This window comes from Salmonella sp. SG203, from assembly GCF_013350575.1.
GTDB lineage: Bacteria > Pseudomonadota > Gammaproteobacteria > Enterobacterales > Enterobacteriaceae > Salmonella > Salmonella enterica.
Genome location: NZ_SNMT01000006.1, coordinates 44,946 through 61,365, shown reverse-complemented (window position 1 = coordinate 61,365; position 16,420 = coordinate 44,946). Strand labels below are relative to the sequence as shown.

Annotated in this window: 14 protein-coding genes; all 14 read right to left on the bottom strand. The window is 55.0% G+C overall.

Going from position 1 to position 16,420, the window contains the following annotated elements:
• Nucleotides 1-303: 303 nt before the first annotated feature.
• Nucleotides 304-1,197, bottom strand: coding sequence for a GalU regulator GalF (galF, locus tag HV477_RS10860; RefSeq protein WP_000981469.1), 894 nt, complete (start codon nucleotides 1,195-1,197; stop codon nucleotides 304-306).
• 177 nt (nucleotides 1,198-1,374) lie between these two features.
• On the bottom strand, nucleotides 1,375-2,778 hold the full coding sequence (wcaM, locus tag HV477_RS10855; protein WP_079899377.1) for a colanic acid biosynthesis protein WcaM: 1,404 nt from the start codon (nucleotides 2,776-2,778) through the stop codon (nucleotides 1,375-1,377).
• A 10-nt stretch (nucleotides 2,779-2,788) separates the two neighbouring features.
• On the bottom strand, nucleotides 2,789-4,009 hold the full coding sequence (gene wcaL / locus HV477_RS10850) for a colanic acid biosynthesis glycosyltransferase WcaL (RefSeq protein WP_175064957.1): 1,221 nt from the start codon (nucleotides 4,007-4,009) through the stop codon (nucleotides 2,789-2,791).
• Nucleotides 4,006-5,286 carry a colanic acid biosynthesis pyruvyl transferase WcaK gene (wcaK, locus tag HV477_RS10845; RefSeq protein ID WP_000770901.1) on the bottom strand — a complete coding sequence of 427 codons (1,281 nt, stop codon included), beginning with the start codon at nucleotides 5,284-5,286 and terminating at the stop codon, nucleotides 4,006-4,008. Before wcaK ends, wcaL begins: the two co-directional genes overlap by 4 nt.
• A gap of 21 nt (nucleotides 5,287-5,307) precedes the next feature.
• Complete coding sequence (gene wzxC, locus HV477_RS10840; protein WP_000058681.1) at nucleotides 5,308-6,786, bottom strand: colanic acid undecaprenyl disphosphate flippase WzxC; 1,479 nt, start codon at nucleotides 6,784-6,786, stop codon at nucleotides 5,308-5,310.
• A gap of 132 nt (nucleotides 6,787-6,918) precedes the next feature.
• The gene (gene wcaJ, locus HV477_RS10835) at nucleotides 6,919-8,313 is read right to left on the bottom strand and encodes an undecaprenyl-phosphate glucose phosphotransferase (RefSeq protein WP_000183155.1); all 1,395 of its coding nucleotides are present in this window, start codon (nucleotides 8,311-8,313) and stop codon (nucleotides 6,919-6,921) included.
• Nucleotides 8,314-8,366: 53 nt separating this feature from the next.
• Nucleotides 8,367-9,737, bottom strand: a complete 1,371-nt coding sequence (gene cpsG, locus HV477_RS10830) for a colanic acid biosynthesis phosphomannomutase CpsG (protein WP_175064956.1) — start codon at nucleotides 9,735-9,737, stop codon at nucleotides 8,367-8,369.
• Nucleotides 9,738-9,847: 110 nt separating this feature from the next.
• Nucleotides 9,848-11,290 carry a mannose-1-phosphate guanyltransferase gene (gene cpsB / locus HV477_RS10825; protein WP_079899071.1) on the bottom strand — a complete coding sequence of 481 codons (1,443 nt, stop codon included), beginning with the start codon at nucleotides 11,288-11,290 and terminating at the stop codon, nucleotides 9,848-9,850.
• Nucleotides 11,287-12,510, bottom strand: a complete 1,224-nt coding sequence (wcaI, locus tag HV477_RS10820; protein WP_079899070.1) for a colanic acid biosynthesis fucosyltransferase WcaI — start codon at nucleotides 12,508-12,510, stop codon at nucleotides 11,287-11,289. The genes cpsB and wcaI overlap by 4 nt, the downstream gene beginning before the upstream one ends.
• On the bottom strand, nucleotides 12,507-12,980 hold the full coding sequence (locus HV477_RS10815) for a GDP-mannose mannosyl hydrolase (RefSeq protein WP_001748574.1): 474 nt from the start codon (nucleotides 12,978-12,980) through the stop codon (nucleotides 12,507-12,509). Before HV477_RS10815 ends, wcaI begins: the two co-directional genes overlap by 4 nt.
• A 2-nt stretch (nucleotides 12,981-12,982) precedes the next feature.
• Nucleotides 12,983-13,948: a GDP-L-fucose synthase gene (locus HV477_RS10810; protein WP_023261721.1), complete on the bottom strand. Its 966-nt coding sequence runs from the start codon at nucleotides 13,946-13,948 to the stop codon at nucleotides 12,983-12,985.
• A gap of 2 nt (nucleotides 13,949-13,950) precedes the next feature.
• Nucleotides 13,951-15,072 carry a GDP-mannose 4,6-dehydratase gene (gmd, locus tag HV477_RS10805; RefSeq protein ID WP_000048160.1) on the bottom strand — a complete coding sequence of 374 codons (1,122 nt, stop codon included), beginning with the start codon at nucleotides 15,070-15,072 and terminating at the stop codon, nucleotides 13,951-13,953.
• Between the two features lie 23 nt (nucleotides 15,073-15,095).
• Nucleotides 15,096-15,650 carry a colanic acid biosynthesis acetyltransferase WcaF gene (gene wcaF / locus HV477_RS10800; RefSeq protein ID WP_079899069.1) on the bottom strand — a complete coding sequence of 185 codons (555 nt, stop codon included), beginning with the start codon at nucleotides 15,648-15,650 and terminating at the stop codon, nucleotides 15,096-15,098.
• 15 nt (nucleotides 15,651-15,665) lie between these two features.
• A complete protein-coding gene (gene wcaE / locus HV477_RS10795; RefSeq protein ID WP_000480128.1) occupies nucleotides 15,666-16,412 on the bottom strand; it encodes a colanic acid biosynthesis glycosyltransferase WcaE in 747 nt (248 codons plus the stop codon).
• Nucleotides 16,413-16,420 lie beyond the last annotated feature (8 nt).

Here is a 16,420-nt window from a genome sequence, read left to right as displayed (position 1 = left end):
CACGCTACCGCCCCTGGCTCATCAGCTACCAGTGCACTGCGTACATATCGACTTGTTACAAACCTCGCCCAGCAGGGCAAAGCTCACTAAAACTTAAACGCTAATTGTCTTATTAATTGCATCCGGAAACAAGGATTAATCTTATAAAATCAGCATTAAAATGCTCCAGATAACCCCTTGTTACTTAAGCCCTTTATACAAAACTAAAACGGCAGTCAACACTCGTTTCAGCCAACTTGCCGCTTCGAATGTTCACTGCCGTTATTATGTTTATCACCAACCATTTATCACGGTTGTTAATACTTATTCATGCAGAAGCTGCTCTATGCTCTTACGGAACTTCGCTCCTTCTTTCAGGTTGCGCAGCCCGTACTTCACAAATGCCTGCATGTAGCCCATTTTTTTACCGCAGTCATAGCTGTCACCCGTCATTAGCATCGCGTCAACCGACTGTTTTTTCGCCAGTTCAGCAATGGCATCGGTGAGCTGGATGCGGCCCCAGGCGCCCGGTTCGGTTCTTTCCAGTTCCGCCCAGATGTCGGCTGAAAGCACATAACGGCCTACCGCCATCAAATCGGAATCCAGCGTCTGCGGCTGATCCGGTTTTTCGATAAACTCCACAATCCGGCTGACTTTGCCTTCATTATCCAGAGGTTCTTTCGTCTGGATAACGGAATACTCCGATAAATCACCTTTCATGCGCTTCGCCAGCACCTGGCTGCGACCCGTTTCATTGAAACGCGCCACCATCGCCGCAAGGTTATAGCGCAGCGGATCGGCGGTAGCATCATCAATAATAATATCCGGGAGTACCACAATGAAAGGGTTATCGCCCACGACCGGACGCGCGCACAGAATAGAGTGCCCCAGCCCTAACGGCTGCGCCTGGCGAACGTTCATAATCGTCACGCCCGGTGGGCAGATAGATTGCACTTCCGCCAAAAGCTGGCGCTTAACGCGCTGCTCAAGAAGTGATTCAAGTTCATAAGAGGTGTCGAAGTGGTTCTCAACGGCGTTTTTAGACGCGTGAGTCACCAGCACGATTTCTTTGATCCCTGCAGCCACAATCTCATCGACAATGTACTGAATCATTGGCTTGTCGACGATCGGTAGCATCTCTTTTGGGATTGCCTTGGTGGCAGGCAACATATGCATACCCAAACCCGCTACCGGTATAACTGCTTTCAAATTCATCATTGTTTCTTCCACCTGTAAAATGGTTGCTGAATTATAGCTCTTTAGCTTGTTTTCGCCAGCATGAATTACTCTGCTGCCAGGGATAATGATGGCACGCTCTACATTACGTCTTAGTCGGCACCATAACATTAAGTATGAACAACTTTTTCCCAGGAATTTTCGTAAAAATAGCGGTACTTACCCTCCCCGCTTCGGCAGCGAAAAATTCACTGCTTCGACATTCACGGTTTGGTGATTAATCCTGTCGATATCCACGGAACTCTGCCCGTTTTCATTGATGGCATGAACATTAGCGAGGGAAAGCAGCGTGTCCTGGCGGGCCATAAATTGACCACGGACATCTTTACGCAAATCGAAATGCATTTTTAACGCCGGGCCAATCGCTGAAGTTTGCATCACGTTGATATTGCGCAGAAAGAGGTGCTGCGGTTGATTATGCAGTTCCAGCGTAGCACGCGTCATCCGTACGTTGGTGATGGCGACAAAAGAGGGGGTGTTACCGGAGGAAATTTGAATGCCGCGTAATTTATAAGCAACCTGGCGATTATCCAACCGAATAGCGTTTAATTTAAAGTTTTGCGGAATTGACAGGTATTTTCCTTTAACGACGCCATAGCCGATGAGCATCCCAGCACTATTCGTCATATCAATATTATCAATGACGAAATTATCACAGCCATAAATTGCGATCGTTGCGTTATCAATACCCGCATTTTTACTGAAATCGGGCGTGATGTTTTTGGCTTTGACATTGCGAATGACGAAATGTTTGCCATTTTCTACGTGCACCAGCTGTCGGCAATCAGATCCGGTAATATTGGCCACCACAAAGTTTTTTACTGCCTGGTCTTCAGGATAACTGTTGTCATAGGTGCTACCCGCCAGCCCGATGCCGATCCCCCAGTTGATTTTGCCATTGGTACAATCAATGCGTTCGATGACATGATCGGAAATCAGTATGTCGCGGTCGTGAATCGCGACATTCCACTCAATGGCGTCCCCCTGTAAATCTCTAAAACGGCTATGCGTAATCCGCGCGCCGTCCATTTGGTTATGAAATCCCTGGCGGAGAATGGCGTAGTTGGCGTGGGTAACGGTGATGTCATCGATAATGAGATTACGCATCACCTGCGGTTCCTTACCACCGATGAAAATTTGCGCGACGGGGCCAAAGCCGCTCATCGCCACGCCTTTAATCACACAGTCCGACCCGCGAACATCCAGCGTCACATTGTGCAGACTGCCGCCCTGCTCCCCCACCACCTGACACCCGTCCTGCAAAATAAACCGTCCCCGGCCATTCCCACGCACCGCGCCCTGTACCCGCAGCGTTTTTCCCGCCGGAATCGTTATCGCCGCATTGATATTTTCACACACCCATCCTGGCGGTACGACCACGGTCTGTCCGTCGGCGAAGGCCTGTTTGAACGAGGCGATACCGTCATCCGCCGGATAATCCTTAATATCGATGGTCTGGCGAGGTTCACGCGCCTGTACCGGCAAGGCGCGCAGAAAAGGAAGAACAGCAAGCGCGGAACCTGCCGTCAGGAGAGTACGTCGGGAGAATTTAGTCGCGGGCATACCACCTCGTTTATATCGTTTGTAGCAGGCTGGCTAGCTGGCGATTAATCGCCTGCTGATTAAAATCTTGCGCCACTTTTTCACGGGCGCGCGTGATCACCGACTCCAGCGTGTCGTGGTCAATCCGGCTGAACTCAGCGAGTCGGGCCGCCAGCGCCTGCGCATCGTTTTCCGGCACCAGCCAGCCGGATTTGCCGGCCTCCACCAGTTCCGGAATACCGCTATGCACGGTAGATACCACGGGAATCCCTACCGCCATTGCCTCCATCAGCGCCACCGGAATACCTTCCATATCGCCATCCGTACCGGTAATCGACGGCAGCAAAAAAACATCGGCGTCATCCAGCATCGCCTTCACTTCATGGCTCGGTTTAAACCCCGACATCTCAATGACATCCTCTAGCTGATACTGCTCGATGAGCGTGCGCAGCCGACGTTCCCACGGGCCAATCCCCAGAATGCGGTAGCGAAACGCCACGCCCTGTGCTTTCAGTTGCCGACAGGCTTCAATCGCCACATGCAGGCCTTTTTTTTCTGTCAGGCGCGCGACGGAAATCATCTCCAGCGGCATCCCTGGCGCTTTCACCGGACGATGGGAAAAACGCGTCATGTCGACGCCCATGCGCGAAACGGCAATCTTTTCCGGCGGACAGCCCATACTTTTCAGGCGACCGGCCCACAGATCGCTGATGGGCAGCATCAGATCGCCACGACGAAACAACTGCTGATACTCCGGCGTGTAATGACTGAGCACTTCGCGGCTGGAAATATCAATCCCGTGGAAAATAGTCGCGATTTTGCCGCGAAGCACGCCCAGTTCGCGTAGTTTGGCCGCCGTCACGCCCGCCGGACCAAAGTGCGCGATGAACACATCCGCCACAAAAGGGTGGCTCACCTGCGCGCAAATCGCGGAAAGAATCAAATTGCGTGATTCATCGCCATAGCGGGTAAAATTGAGCGCTTTCCAGGTCGCCGCCCGATGCAGCCCCGGCAGCGTTTTACATGCCCGGTAGCGCAGTTTCGCCAGCCGTCCCTGGGGCTCATCCTGTAACCAGCGGGTTTTCGCCGCCAGGCCATACTTCTCCCAGGCGGCGTGAGTATGTTGGGTATCGCCTTTTTGTAACGCGACAATCTCCACCTCATGGCCCATATCAATAAACGCAGTAATCTGATTCAGCACAAAGGTTTCCGATGAGAGTGGAAATTTCAGCAGAAAAAAGCTGACTTTCATTGCGCCTCCCGAATTCTGTCGAGAACGGATTTGATCATCGTGAACCCTTTCGCCCGCTCCTCGGTAACGGCGTTAGCCACTTTTGCCTTTAGCGCAGGCAATTGATTGAGCGTATCGGCCACCACGCTTTGTAATGAACCGTTCAGCAAGTGACGGATATCGATAGCCAATTCCGCCAGGCCTAGCTGCTGCATAATCCCGGCGGATTTATGTTCATAATTAATGGCGATAGCGGGCGTGCCAAAATTCATGGAGATAATGGCGGAATGCAGGCGCGTCCCGATGGTCAGTACGCAGGAGGCGAGGATCTTTCCGATTTCCACGTCATTGAGTTCGTCCATCGCGATATGGAAATGCTCTGAGTCGTTTACATACTTCGCCATCCGTAACGCAACCATCCGGTCATCGCGGTTATAGCGATCGATACTGGTGCAGGTTGACAGCGCCAGTACCTGATAACCGTCCGCAATCAGGCGATTCACGACCTGAGCAAATGCCTGCTCATAGGCCTGCTGAGTGGTGCCCAGGCGTTTATCAAACGGCTCCAGATCGCGCAACGTAATCGCGACGGTTTTGCGGCGCGCGGTGACGTCCAGCCAGTGCTGCACAGCATAACTGGCGACAAACTCGTCGTGACGGCGTTCGACTAACCAGGCGGTATCCACCCCCTGCTCCACTTTCCGGGTATCGATCTGCGCGGCGGTCATCAGATCGCGGCTGACGGTTTCACGCAGGATCAGCGCACTGGTGCGGCCAAAAACATAATTGGCGAGCTGGTTAAAGTCAGGGTTCTGGAAAGGGCCGACGCTATGTCCCACCATATAAATTGGTTTGTTCGCCATAAACGCGCACAGCGGATATTCAAAGTGAGTCAAACCATATAAGTCGACATAGTTTGAACCACCCACCTGAATGACGGCGTCATACTGCGCAATAAATTGCGCGAATTCGGCAAATTCCGGCGCGATAGCAAAATTACGCAGCGATCCTTCCTGGGCGACTTTAGACAATAAAATTTTATGCTGAAAACGACGGCGTAATACTTTTTTCACCCGACCGTTAAGCCCTGCCGCCGCCTGCTGTTTCTGGCTTAACTGATACAGCGGGTCGGCAATAATCGGGCGCCCCTGCAACCAGGCGGAACTCACCGGGAAACGGCTCATCACATCCATCTCCGCCTCTGGCGCCTGTTGACGGATGGCATCAAGCAAACCGCGCATAATGGCGCTATCACCACGGTTGCCGCATGTGTGGTTGCCTAAAATTAATAATTTCATAAATAGCCTCTTATATCCCCGTCATCCGACACGTAATAACTTTTTCAGTTTTGCACTGCCAACAAGCTGATTTTTTATTTCCATCACCAGCGCATTGCGTGAAAAAATAATCATTAAAATAAAACTCAAAATACCGACCATAACCTGTAGTGCGAATACCCCTGACAACGGTAAATAGCCGTCGACCAACTTTCCTGCGCCGTAGCTGGTAATAAATGTTGGCAATGAGAGATAAAACGGTAGCCACAGGCTGAGAATATACTGACGATAGCTGGAGCCGAGTACCGGCTTAATCATCACGAAATAGCTCAGAATGGTGTTGATGATTTGCACCACCAGGAACCCCAGCGTCACGCCAATCGCCCCCGCCAGATGGCCGCCAATGAGAATTGCCGGGATAAACAGAAACGTTTTAAAGACGTTGAACTTAAAGCTGATATCCACGCGCGCTTTTGCCATCAGCAGCGAACCAATCGGGTTGCCGACCGAGCGCAACAGCCCCACCACGCACAGCAATTGCAGGATCGGGATAATGCTGTTCCACTTCTCGCCAAACACTAACGGCACAAAATTGTTCGCCACTACCATCAGGCCCAACAGCGCGGGAAAATTGATAATTCCCACCACGGAAAGCAACTTATAGAAGTTGACGCGCAGCTTCTCGGTATCGTCCTGGATTTTGGCGAATGCCGGAAATAGCACGCGAGTAATGATGGGATTAAGCTTCGCCGGCGGCACAACCGCCACGTTGTACGCGAGGTTATATCCCCCGGCGACGCTTGCGCCGAGAATTCTCGCCAGTACCAGCGTCGATAAATTCGTGTTGATGTAATTGACGATACTGTCCGCCGTCAGCCACGCGCCAAAACGCAGGTTCGTGGACACCGATGCCAGCGAAAAATGCAGCCCCGGACGGTAAATCTTGCGGCCAAAGTAACCAAACAGCAGCGTTCGCACCGCGCTGTTCACCAGATAGCCGAGAATCGCGGTTAACGCCAGCGGCCAGTAATGGGCGCTAATCACCGTAAAGGTGAACCCCGCCAGTACGGAGGTCGTTTCGATCATGCCGATCTTATTGAACTCCAGCTCTTTTTGCATCAGCGCGCGGAACTGCTGCCCGTGAGGGATCACGATAAACGCCAGCGACAACGTTTTGATTAACGGCGCGAGATCCGGGTTATGCAAAACATGGGCAATCGCATCGCTCAGCCAAAAGACCACCGCAAATACCACAATCCCAAGCCCAACGTTTAGCCAGTAAAGCGTGGTCAGCTCCAGATGCCCAATCGTTTTACGCTGGATAATCGAGTTCGCGATGCCAAAGTCCGAGATCGTGTCGGCCAGCGCGATAATCACCAGCGAGACGGTCAACAGGCCAAACTGGTGGTTGTCGATGATCCGCGCCAGCACCGTCATCTGAATTAACCCCAGACCGATAATCACTATCGTGGCGATAGCCGACCATTTAGCGCCGCTGATCGTTTTTTGTCGTAAACTCATTCTTTTCTCCAGAACCTGTTCACAAGGCGTCATTGGCGCAGCCAGATTGAACGCGGACAGCGCGGAAAAACCGGAGCGTACACGCTGCCCTGGTTCAATATGGCAAGTAAAATAGCCTTGTGGGTCAGGTTCTTAATACGCCGCTTTATTAACAAACCCTTTAAAAATCGTCAGAAAAACGATTTTGATATCGAACCAAATACTCCATTCGCGGATGTATTCCAGGTCGAATTCCACGCGTTTTTCCATTTTCTCCAGCGTATCGGTCTCACCGCGCCAGCCATTAATTTGCGCCCAGCCGGTAATGCCCGGCTTCATCTTGTGGCGTAGCATGTAACCTTCAATCAACTGACGATACTGTTCGTTATGCGCCACCGCGTGCGGGCGAGGACCGACGATGGACATTCCGCCGGTTAAAACGTTGATAAACTGCGGCAATTCATCCAGCGAGGTACGACGCAAAAAGTTACCTACCCGGGTGACGCGCGGATCGTTTTGCGTCGCCTGGGTAACGACCTTATCGTTCTCCATCACCTTCATTGAGCGGAACTTCCAGACTTTGATCGGCTTGCCGTCCATCCCGTAGCGCGTCTGGCGGAAAATCACCGGCCCGGGCGAGCTCAATTTGACCGCCAGCGCAATGCAGCACAGTACCGGTGAGATGAGCAGCAGAATCAGCGACGCCAGCACGATATCCTCTGCCCGTTTAAGCAGACGGTTAATCCCTGACAGCGGCGTGTCATACAGCGGAACGACCGGAACGCCGCTCATCTCCTCCACGCGCGAGTGGAGAATATTAAAGGTGAACACATCGGGAATAAGGATCACCGAGCAGGTGGTGTCGGCCAGCTCGCGCACCAGTTTTTTCACCATGGCGCCGTCGCTCATTGACATGGCGATATAAACATTGTGAATTCGCGAGGCTTTCGCATCGTCAATTAACTGCTCGAAGTTCCCTGCCCAGTCAGCAGAGACGCCGCCCGGTTTGGGATCGTGATAGACGCCCACCACCTCAAAACCCAGCCACGGCTCATTACGGAAGCTATCCAGCAACGCCTGGCCCGCAGGCAAATCTCCGGCGACGGCGACCCGGCGAGTGTTATAACCACGATTGCGTAGCCAGCCCGCGCCGAAACGAATAAATGAACGGCATAACACTAAGCCCAGGCTGGACAACGCATACCAGGCCAGCCAGGTGGCGAGGCGGTTGTCAAAGTCATCATTAAACGCCACCAGACCGGCGCTGAAGATCAGGCTCAGCGTCCAGTTTTGCAGTAACAGCGTTAACTCTGTCGACATTTTGACGCCGCGCCAGGAGCGATAAAAATCGGTTATCCCGCCCAGCATTTGAAAAACAACCAGCGTAATCAGCGCCACCAACAGGTGCATGTACAGGAATGGCAGTCCACTGACTTCACAGATGAACCACAGCCCGCCAAACATGATGGTGATATCTGAAAAGCGTTGCACCATAGAGATTAACGATGCATTGGTTTTGGCTCGTTCGCGCTTTTTTAGATTTGTCATCGTTGTTCCTGTGATTGGCCCCTTACCCGCAGGCGGTAAGGGGAGATCTGACGTTACTGATTCAGCAGCGCCAGCAGAGTGCGTGTTCGCGCTTCCATCAGCGGAATATCGCCGCGTGATTCCACATTCAGGCGCACCACCGGTTCGGTGTTTGACGAGCGCAGGTTGAAACGCCAGTCGGCGAACGACATGCTGAGACCGTCCGTGCGGTCCACTGCCTGCGCCTCTTCCGCAAAGTGCGCTTCCACCCGCGCGATGGCCGCCGCCGGCTCCGCCAGCCTGCTGTTGATTTCCCCGCTCGCCGGGAACGCCGCCATCCGGTCGCGGACCAGTTCACCCAGCGACTGCCCCTTCAGGCACACCAGCTCCGCCACCAGCAGCCACGGGATCATCCCGCTGTCGCAGTAGGCAAAATCACGGAAATAGTGATGCGCGCTCATTTCCCCGCCATAAATGGCATCCTCCGTACGCATCCGCTCCTTGATAAAGGCGTGCCCGGTTTTTGACATCACCGGCGTCCCGCCCGCCGCCGTCACCACTGCCTCCGTGTTCCAGGTCAGGCGCGGGTCGTGGATAATCTTCGCCCCCGGGTGTTTTTCCAGAAACGCTTCCGCCAGCAGCCCGACGATGTAGTACCCCTCGATAAACTGCCCTTTATCATCGAACAGGAAGCAGCGGTCGAAGTCGCCGTCAAAGGCGATGCCCATGTCCGCCCCGTGTTCAATAACGGCCTTGCGGGTGTCGTCGCGACACTCCGGCAGCAACGGGTTGGGAATGCCGTTCGGGAAGGTGCCGTCCGGGGTGTTGTGGATTTTGATGAACTCCACCGGCGCGCCCAGCGCCTTCAGACGCGCTTCGATGGCGTCAATGACCGGCCCCGCCGCGCCGTTGCCGGAATTCACCACCAGCTTCAGCGGGGTGAGATTGTTAACGCTGATATACCCCAGCAGGTGGTCGATGTAGGCGTCGCGCAGGCTGATTTGTCTGTAGCTGCCGCGCGCGGCCTCGTTCACCGGCGGGAAGTCGCCCGCTTCCGCCAGACGCTGAACGTCGCGCAGACCGGTGTCGCCGCTTATCGGGCGGGCGCCCTCGCGCACCAGCTTCATACCGTTGTAGTCCATCGGATTATGGCTGGCGGTCACTTCAATACCGCCGTCCACGCCGAGGTGGAAGGTGGCGAAGTAAATCTCTTCGGTGCCGGACATACCGATATCCAGCACGTCGACGCCCGCGTCCTGTAACCCTTTCGCCAGCGCCAGCTTCAGCGCCTCGCTGGTCAGGCGCACGTCGCCGCCCAGCACGACGGTTTTCGGTTTTAAATATTCGCCGTAGGCGCGGCCAATCCGCCACGCGATATCTTCATTGAGCTCTTCGCCCAGCCTGCCGCGAATGTCGTAGGCCTTGAAACAGGTTAATTTTGTCATGTGCTTACCCTTCTTCAGGCAACAGTTAGCCCTGACCGTAAATGGCCAACATCGTTATTGTTATTCATTGCCGGATGGCGCGTTGCGCTTACCGGGCACCGTTGCAGGCGTCAGACCCGCCCGTAACGGTCCTCGAACCGCACCACGTCGTCCTCTTCGAGATACGAGCCGGAACGTACTTCAATTAAATCGAGCGGTATTTTTCCCGGATTTTCCAGGCAGTGGGTCGCCCCCAGCGGAATATAGATGGACTCGTTTTCACCGAGCAGCTTAACCTCGCCGTTGATGGTGACTCTGGCGGTCCCCGCCACCACCACCCAGTGCTCGGCGCGGTGATGGTGCATCTGCACCGACAGTCCTTCCCCCGGTTTGACGGTAATACGCTTCACCTGATAGCGCTCGCCCGCGTCGATGGAGTCGTATTTGCCCCACGGACGGTAAACCTCGCGATGCATGTGGTGCTCATGGCGTCCGTCGGCCTTGATCTTCTCCACCACCTTTTTCACGTCCTGCACCGCGTGGCGATCGGCAATCAGCACGGCGTCTTTGGTCTGCACCACCACCAGATCCTTCACGCCGACGGTGGTCACCAGGCCGGATTCGGCGTAAACGTAGCTGTTTTCCGTTTTATGGCTGATGACGTCGCCGTGGTGGACATTTCCCTCCGGGGTGTGGGCGCTGATTTCCCACAGTGAGGACCACGAGCCGACATCGTTCCAGCCCGCGTCCATTGGCATCACCACCGCGTCCGCCGTCCGCTCCATCACCGCGTAGTCAATGGACTCTTCCGGACAGGCGAGGAAGGCCTCTTCATCCACACGAATGAAATCAAGATCCGGATCGACGCCGCGCATCGCCTGTTCACAGGCGGCCAGAATATCGGGGCGGAACTTTTTCAGCTCTTCCAGATAGCGTCCGGCGCGGAACAGAAACATGCCGCTGTTCCAGTAGTAATCGCCGCTGGCGACGTAGGCTTGAGCGGTTTCCAGCCCCGGCTTCTCAACGAACTGCGCCACCTCAAAAGCCACCGCATCCGTCGCGCCCGGCACGACATCACCACGCCGGATATAGCCATAGCCGGTTTCCGGCAGATCCGGCACGATACCGAAGGTCACCAGTTTGCCCGCGTCGGCATAGGGCATGGCGCCGCGCACCGCGTCGCGGAAGGCCTCTTCATTGGCGATCGCATGATCCGCCGCCAGTACCAGCATCAGCGGATCGCAGTCCGTATGCTGGCGCGTCGCCGCCAGCGCCGCCAGCGCAATCGCCGGCGCGGTATTGCGCCCGGCGGGCTCAAGAATAATGTTCTCCGTCAGCTTATTGAGCTGGCGGAGCTGTTCGGCAACGATAAAACGGTGCTGTTCGTTGCAGATCACCACCGGGCTTTCGCACTCCACGCCGTTCAGACGGCAAATGGTGGTTTGCAGCATGGTGAGATCGCCTTTCAGGCACAGAAACTGTTTTGGATAAAGCACGCGAGAAAGCGGCCACAATCGGCTACCGGAGCCACCGGCCATCACAACCGGGTAAAGTTTTGTCTGACGCATTATCATCCCCGAATATCTGCAATAAATTGGCGTAGCACGTTCTCTTTATTGAGCGTGCGTTCGGCGTATTCACGTGCCGTCATGTTGTTTTTCGGCATGGCGAGCGCCTGGCTAATCCCGTCGACCAGCGCGTCGGTCGATTCCGGTTCCACGCAAACGGCGATGCCCGGATAACGCGCGCAAAGTTGTCCTAATTCGGTGTGCGGCTCAGCGGTAATCACCGCATTACCGCCAACCGCCAGAATGTTAGTCAGCTTGGAGGGCAGTACCGCATCCGCCGCGCCGCGCTTTTGCACCACCAGATGGCAGTCGCCCATTTTCAGCAGCGCGGGTAAGGCGTCGTAAGGCTGCAGCGGGAGGAATTTAATATTTGGCAGGCCGCGTTCGCGGGCCATGTTCTCCAGCCGCGCCTTGCCGCCCCCCTGGCCGACAATCGCAAAAATCAACGGTCGATCGCGTAATCGTTCCGCGGCGTCAATTACCTTTTCCAGCCCTTGCTTTTCGCCGATATTGCCGGAATAGAGCACAATTTTTTTGCCCTCTGGCAAGCCAAGCTGCTGACGCAAAGCCGTCACGTCAGCGTCATTAACGTCCTGAAAGCGCGCCACTTCCGACCAGTTCGGAAAAAAGAGGATTTTTTCCGCCGCGACGCCCTTTTCCCGCGCTTTATTCATCATGGAGCGAGAGATGGTCGAAACATTATCAACGTTACGCAGCGCGCTGCGTTCAAAGGCCGTCGCTAACCGCGCTACGCTGCCGCGCTTGCCTTTTCCCGCCATTCCTAAGCCGAGCATGGCGTCCACTTCGTAATCCTGAATATGCAGTACGGTACGCGCGCCGGAGAGTGTCGCCAGCAGACGCATTCCCGGCGTACAAAAGAGCGTCGGTACAACGCCGATAATCCGATCCGGCTTCCAGCGACGCTGCGCCATCAGTGGGAAAAAACTGCTCAATGCAAAGCTCCCCAGATGAAGCAGTCGTTTTAAGGTGGAGGGCTGTTTCGGCACATACAGCGGGCAGCGCCAGACGGTAGCCTCGCCCTCTTCCCGGCGATAGCGCCAGGCGGAATAGCGCTCGCCGACCTTCCACTGCGGGTAGTACGGCGGCGCAGTAATGACCCGCACCTCATGGCCTTCCCGCGCCATCCACGCCACCATTTCGCCGGTATATTTGCCGATACCGGTCAGTTCCGGTGAATAGTTAATGCCATAGACCAGGATCTTCATAGGCCCACCGCCGGCGCGTCAGGAGAGAAGTAGGCCCGACTGTTCTCATGAACATTATCGCTTGCCAGCAGCTGTTCCGGTGTCAGCCAGCGGTAACTGCCATGCTGGGTATCAGGCAGGCGTAAATCGCTCTCCGCCACGCGCAGACGAAAGCCGAGCACGATGTAGTGAGTTGAAAAATCCTCACCGGAAAAGTTGTCGTCATAGAAGTGCTGCCAGACGCCATAAAACGTCCCTGCCGCCAGCGGCAGACGCACGCCCAGTTCCGCCTGCGTCAGGCGTGCAAAGGCGGCCTCCAGCGTTTCGTCTTTGCACACCCGCCCCCCCGGCACAAACCAGTAGCCCTGCGCCGGACGGTTGAGACGCTGGCCCAGTAAAATTTCCCCCTGGCCGTTTTCCACAATGAAATCGAGGGAGATGAGGGGCGTGGTCCGCACCACGGCGGCGAAATCTTCCTGACGTAAAAACATTGTCACCCCCGGAACCGGTGCTGATTCTCAAGGAACCACTGGTAAGTACCGGCAAGCCCTGCCTCCAGTGAAATTTCGTGATACCAGCCAAGCTGATGCAGGCGCGTGACGTCGAGTAATTTACGCGGCGTGCCGTCCGGCTTCGCGGCGTCGAACACCACCCGGCCCTGGTAACCCACCACCTTTGCGATGGTCTGCGCCAGCTCGCGGATGGTGCAGTCCACGCCAGTGCCGACGTTAATGTGCGACAGCATCGGGGCAGTGTTCTCCTGCCACACCTCGCGCGCCAGCTCCATCACGTGAATACTGGCCGCCGCCATATCGTCAACGTGCAGAAATTCGCGCATCGGCGTGCCGCTGCCCCACACTACCACCTCCGGCGCGTGGCTCTGCGCGGCCTCATGAAAGCGGCGCAGCAGCGCCGGGATCACATGTGAATTGTCCGGATGGAAATTGTCATGCGGGCCGTACAGGTTGGTTGGCATCACCGAACGGTAGTCGCGACCGTACTGCCGGTTGTAGGACTCGCACAATTTAATCCCGGCGATCTTGGCGATGGCATACGGCTCGTTGGTCGGCTCCAGCGTCCCCTGCAGCAGCTCGCTTTCCGCCATCGGCTGCCTTGCCAGTTTCGGATAGATACAGGACGAACCGAGAAACAGCAGTTTGTTCACGTTGTGCAGGTGCGCGGCGTGAATAATGTTGCTCTCTATCATCATGTTTTCATAGATAAAATCCGCCGGATACGTGTTGTTGGCGACAATGCCGCCCACTTTCGCCGCCGCCAGATAAACCTGGTCGATACCCGCCCCGGCAAAGAACGCCTGTACCGCGCGCCCGTCGAGCAGATCCAGCTCATCGCGGGTGCGCAGCACCAGTTCCACGTCGCCGCGCGGCGCAAGCTGCCGTACAATGGCGGAGCCCACCATCCCGCGATGGCCCGCCACAAAAATTCGTTGCTTGTTCATTCTCAGGACTCCAGCGCGATGGCCACCTCGTAACCGTGAGATTTCAGCAGTGAGTGTTTTTTCGCGGCCTCCAGATCGTTCGCCACCATCTCGGAGACCATCTCCGACAGGGTGATTTCCGGTTTCCAGCCCAGTTTCTCATGCGCTTTGGACGGGTCGCCCAGCAGGGTTTCCACTTCCGCCGGACGGAAATAACGCGGATCAACGGCCACAATCACATCCCCCGGTTTCACGCCCGGCGCATCGTGTCCGGTAACGGATACCACGATCCCTTTCTCATTAATGCCTTCGCCTTCAAAGCGCAGTTTTATCCCCAGTTGCGCCGCCGCCAGCTCCACAAACTGGCGTACGGAATACTGCACGCCGGTGGCAATCACGAAATCTTCCGGCTGCTCCTGCTGTAACATCATCCACTGCATCCGCACGTAATCTTTCGCATGGCCCCAGTCGCGCAGCGAGTCCATATTGCCGAGATACAGGCAGGACTCCAGCCCCTGGGCGATATTGGCGATGGCGCGGGTGATCTTACGGGTGACGAAGGTTTCGCCGCGACGCGGGGACTCATGGTTAAACAGAATGCCGTTACAGGCGTAAATACCGTAGGATTCACGGTAGTTGACGGTGATCCAGTAGGCGTACAGTTTCGCCACCGCATAGGGGGAACGCGGGTAGAACGGCGTGGTCTCTTTCTGCGGGATTTCCTGCACCAGCCCGTACAGTTCAGAGGTGGAGGCCTGGTAGAACCGCGTTTTCTTTTCAAGACCGAGGAAGCGAATCGCCTCCAGCAGGCGCAGCGTGCCCATCGCATCCACATCGGCGGTATATTCCGGCGACTCAAACGACACCGCCACGTGGCTCATTGCGCCCAGGTTGTAGACCTCGTCCGGCTGCACTTCCTGTAAAATGCGGGTCAGGTTGGAGGCGTCGGTCAGGTCGCCATAATGCAGATGAAATTTTGGGTTGCAGCTGTGCGGATCCTGATAAATATGGTCCACGCGCTCGGTATTAAACGATGACGCGCGGCGCTTGATACCATGCACCTCATACCCTTTTTCCAGCAGAAATTCTGCCAGGTAAGACCCATCCTGTCCGGTTACGCCAGTAATGAGAGCGACTTTTGACATTTTCATTTCCTCAAATAGTCCCGTTAGGGAGTAACTTTCTGAACGCGCTGGCGCGTTACCACTGCGGGATTGCCCCGACAAATCGCATTTGCCGGTAATGATTTAAATACGCTGCTGCGCGCGCCGACGACGGTGCCATGACCTATCGTCACGCCGGGCGCGACAAAAACATCGGTTGCCAGCCAACATTTTTCGCCAATAACAATCGGCGCGGCGTTAATATCGAAATGGGCGCTGGTATAATCATGGCTACCGGTACACAAATACCCTTTTTGTGAAATGACCGCATGTGCGCCAATATTAATTTCACCCAACGTATATAACACAGCGTCGTCGCCTACCCAGGCATAATCGCCGACGGTTAATTTCCACGGATAGGTAATTTTTACTGACGGTCGAATAACCACATTCTTTCCAATTTTGGCGCCAAACAGACGCAGCAAAAAGGCTCGCCAGCGATACAATATTTGCGGCGACCCGGCGAATAATGTCGCCTGTACCGCCCACCATAATTGTACTTTTAGCGTATTAGCGCCGCGGAACCCTTTCGGCACCGTAAAGCCGCTAAGATCCTGCATAATAACTCCCGGTGATTAGACTTTGTTATACCGCGCTTTTGTTTTACCCGTCGTTTTCAGACGTAATAAATAGGATAATTGCGCCCAAAACCCTGGCACACGTAATATTTTTCGCTGTACGTTTTTTGCATCCTGACATAATTCCAGATTATTCGAGGTTGACACGCCGCCCATCGAAAATTCAGATACCAGTCCGTTAATTCGCCGAAAAGGATAGCCTGCTTTATAGAGACGGGCCGCCAGCGCATAATCTGAAGAGACATGATATTGCAGATCATAAGGATACTTTTTTAACGCTGCCGTCGGGAAAAATATCGCCTGATGGCTGGCTGGCAAACTATGGTAGATATAATACCCGGGTTTAGCCTTCCGGCGTATTTTATGCCCGCCGCCAAAATCCAGCAGCGCGTCGCCAATATACATCGCCTCGCCCTTTTGCCGCGCCAGTTGGCGGACAAACAGCGCGGCATCATCATGGAACGCATCACCGGAATTAAGAAACAGGGTATAGCGCCCCTGCGCCAAGGCAATGCCTTTGTTCATGGCATCATAAATACCGTGATCCTTTTCACTGATAAAACGCAGGTTAAACTCACCGTGACGTTTTTGCAGAAATTCGCGCGTGCCGTCCTCCGAACCGCCATCCACTACGATCCATTCAAATGACAGGCCCGGATCGCGCGCCAGATTGCGCAGCGAGCGCCAGGTTTTTACCACCCCTTCGTAATTGCGAAAGGCGACGGTAACGACGCTTAAAAACATGCAACCAC

Bases quoted from the DNA above. Each gene is read 5' to 3' on its own strand.
- wcaM (WP_079899377.1), bottom strand. From the start codon at position 2,778: ATGCCCGCGACTAAATTCTCCCGACGTACTCTCCTGACGGCAGGTTCC.
- cpsG (WP_175064956.1), bottom strand. From the start codon at position 9,737: ATGACAAAATTAACCTGTTTCAAGGCCTACGACATTCGCGGCAGGCTG.
- HV477_RS10815 (WP_001748574.1), bottom strand. From the start codon at position 12,980: ATGTTTTTACGTCAGGAAGATTTCGCCGCCGTGGTGCGGACCACGCCC.
- wcaL (WP_175064957.1), bottom strand. From the start codon at position 4,009: ATGAAAGTCAGCTTTTTTCTGCTGAAATTTCCACTCTCATCGGAAACC.
- wzxC (WP_000058681.1), bottom strand. From the start codon at position 6,786: ATGAGTTTACGACAAAAAACGATCAGCGGCGCTAAATGGTCGGCTATC.
- HV477_RS10810 (WP_023261721.1), bottom strand. From the start codon at position 13,948: ATGAACAAGCAACGAATTTTTGTGGCGGGCCATCGCGGGATGGTGGGC.
- gmd (WP_000048160.1), bottom strand. From the start codon at position 15,072: ATGTCAAAAGTCGCTCTCATTACTGGCGTAACCGGACAGGATGGGTCT.
- cpsB (WP_079899071.1), bottom strand. From the start codon at position 11,290: ATGATAATGCGTCAGACAAAACTTTACCCGGTTGTGATGGCCGGTGGC.
- wcaF (WP_079899069.1), bottom strand. From the start codon at position 15,650: ATGCAGGATCTTAGCGGCTTTACGGTGCCGAAAGGGTTCCGCGGCGCT.
- wcaJ (WP_000183155.1), bottom strand. From the start codon at position 8,313: ATGACAAATCTAAAAAAGCGCGAACGAGCCAAAACCAATGCATCGTTA.
- galF (WP_000981469.1), bottom strand. From the start codon at position 1,197: ATGATGAATTTGAAAGCAGTTATACCGGTAGCGGGTTTGGGTATGCAT.
- wcaI (WP_079899070.1), bottom strand. From the start codon at position 12,510: ATGAAGATCCTGGTCTATGGCATTAACTATTCACCGGAACTGACCGGT.
- wcaE (WP_000480128.1), bottom strand. From the start codon at position 16,412: ATGTTTTTAAGCGTCGTTACCGTCGCCTTTCGCAATTACGAAGGGGTG.
- wcaK (WP_000770901.1), bottom strand. From the start codon at position 5,286: ATGAAATTATTAATTTTAGGCAACCACACATGCGGCAACCGTGGTGAT.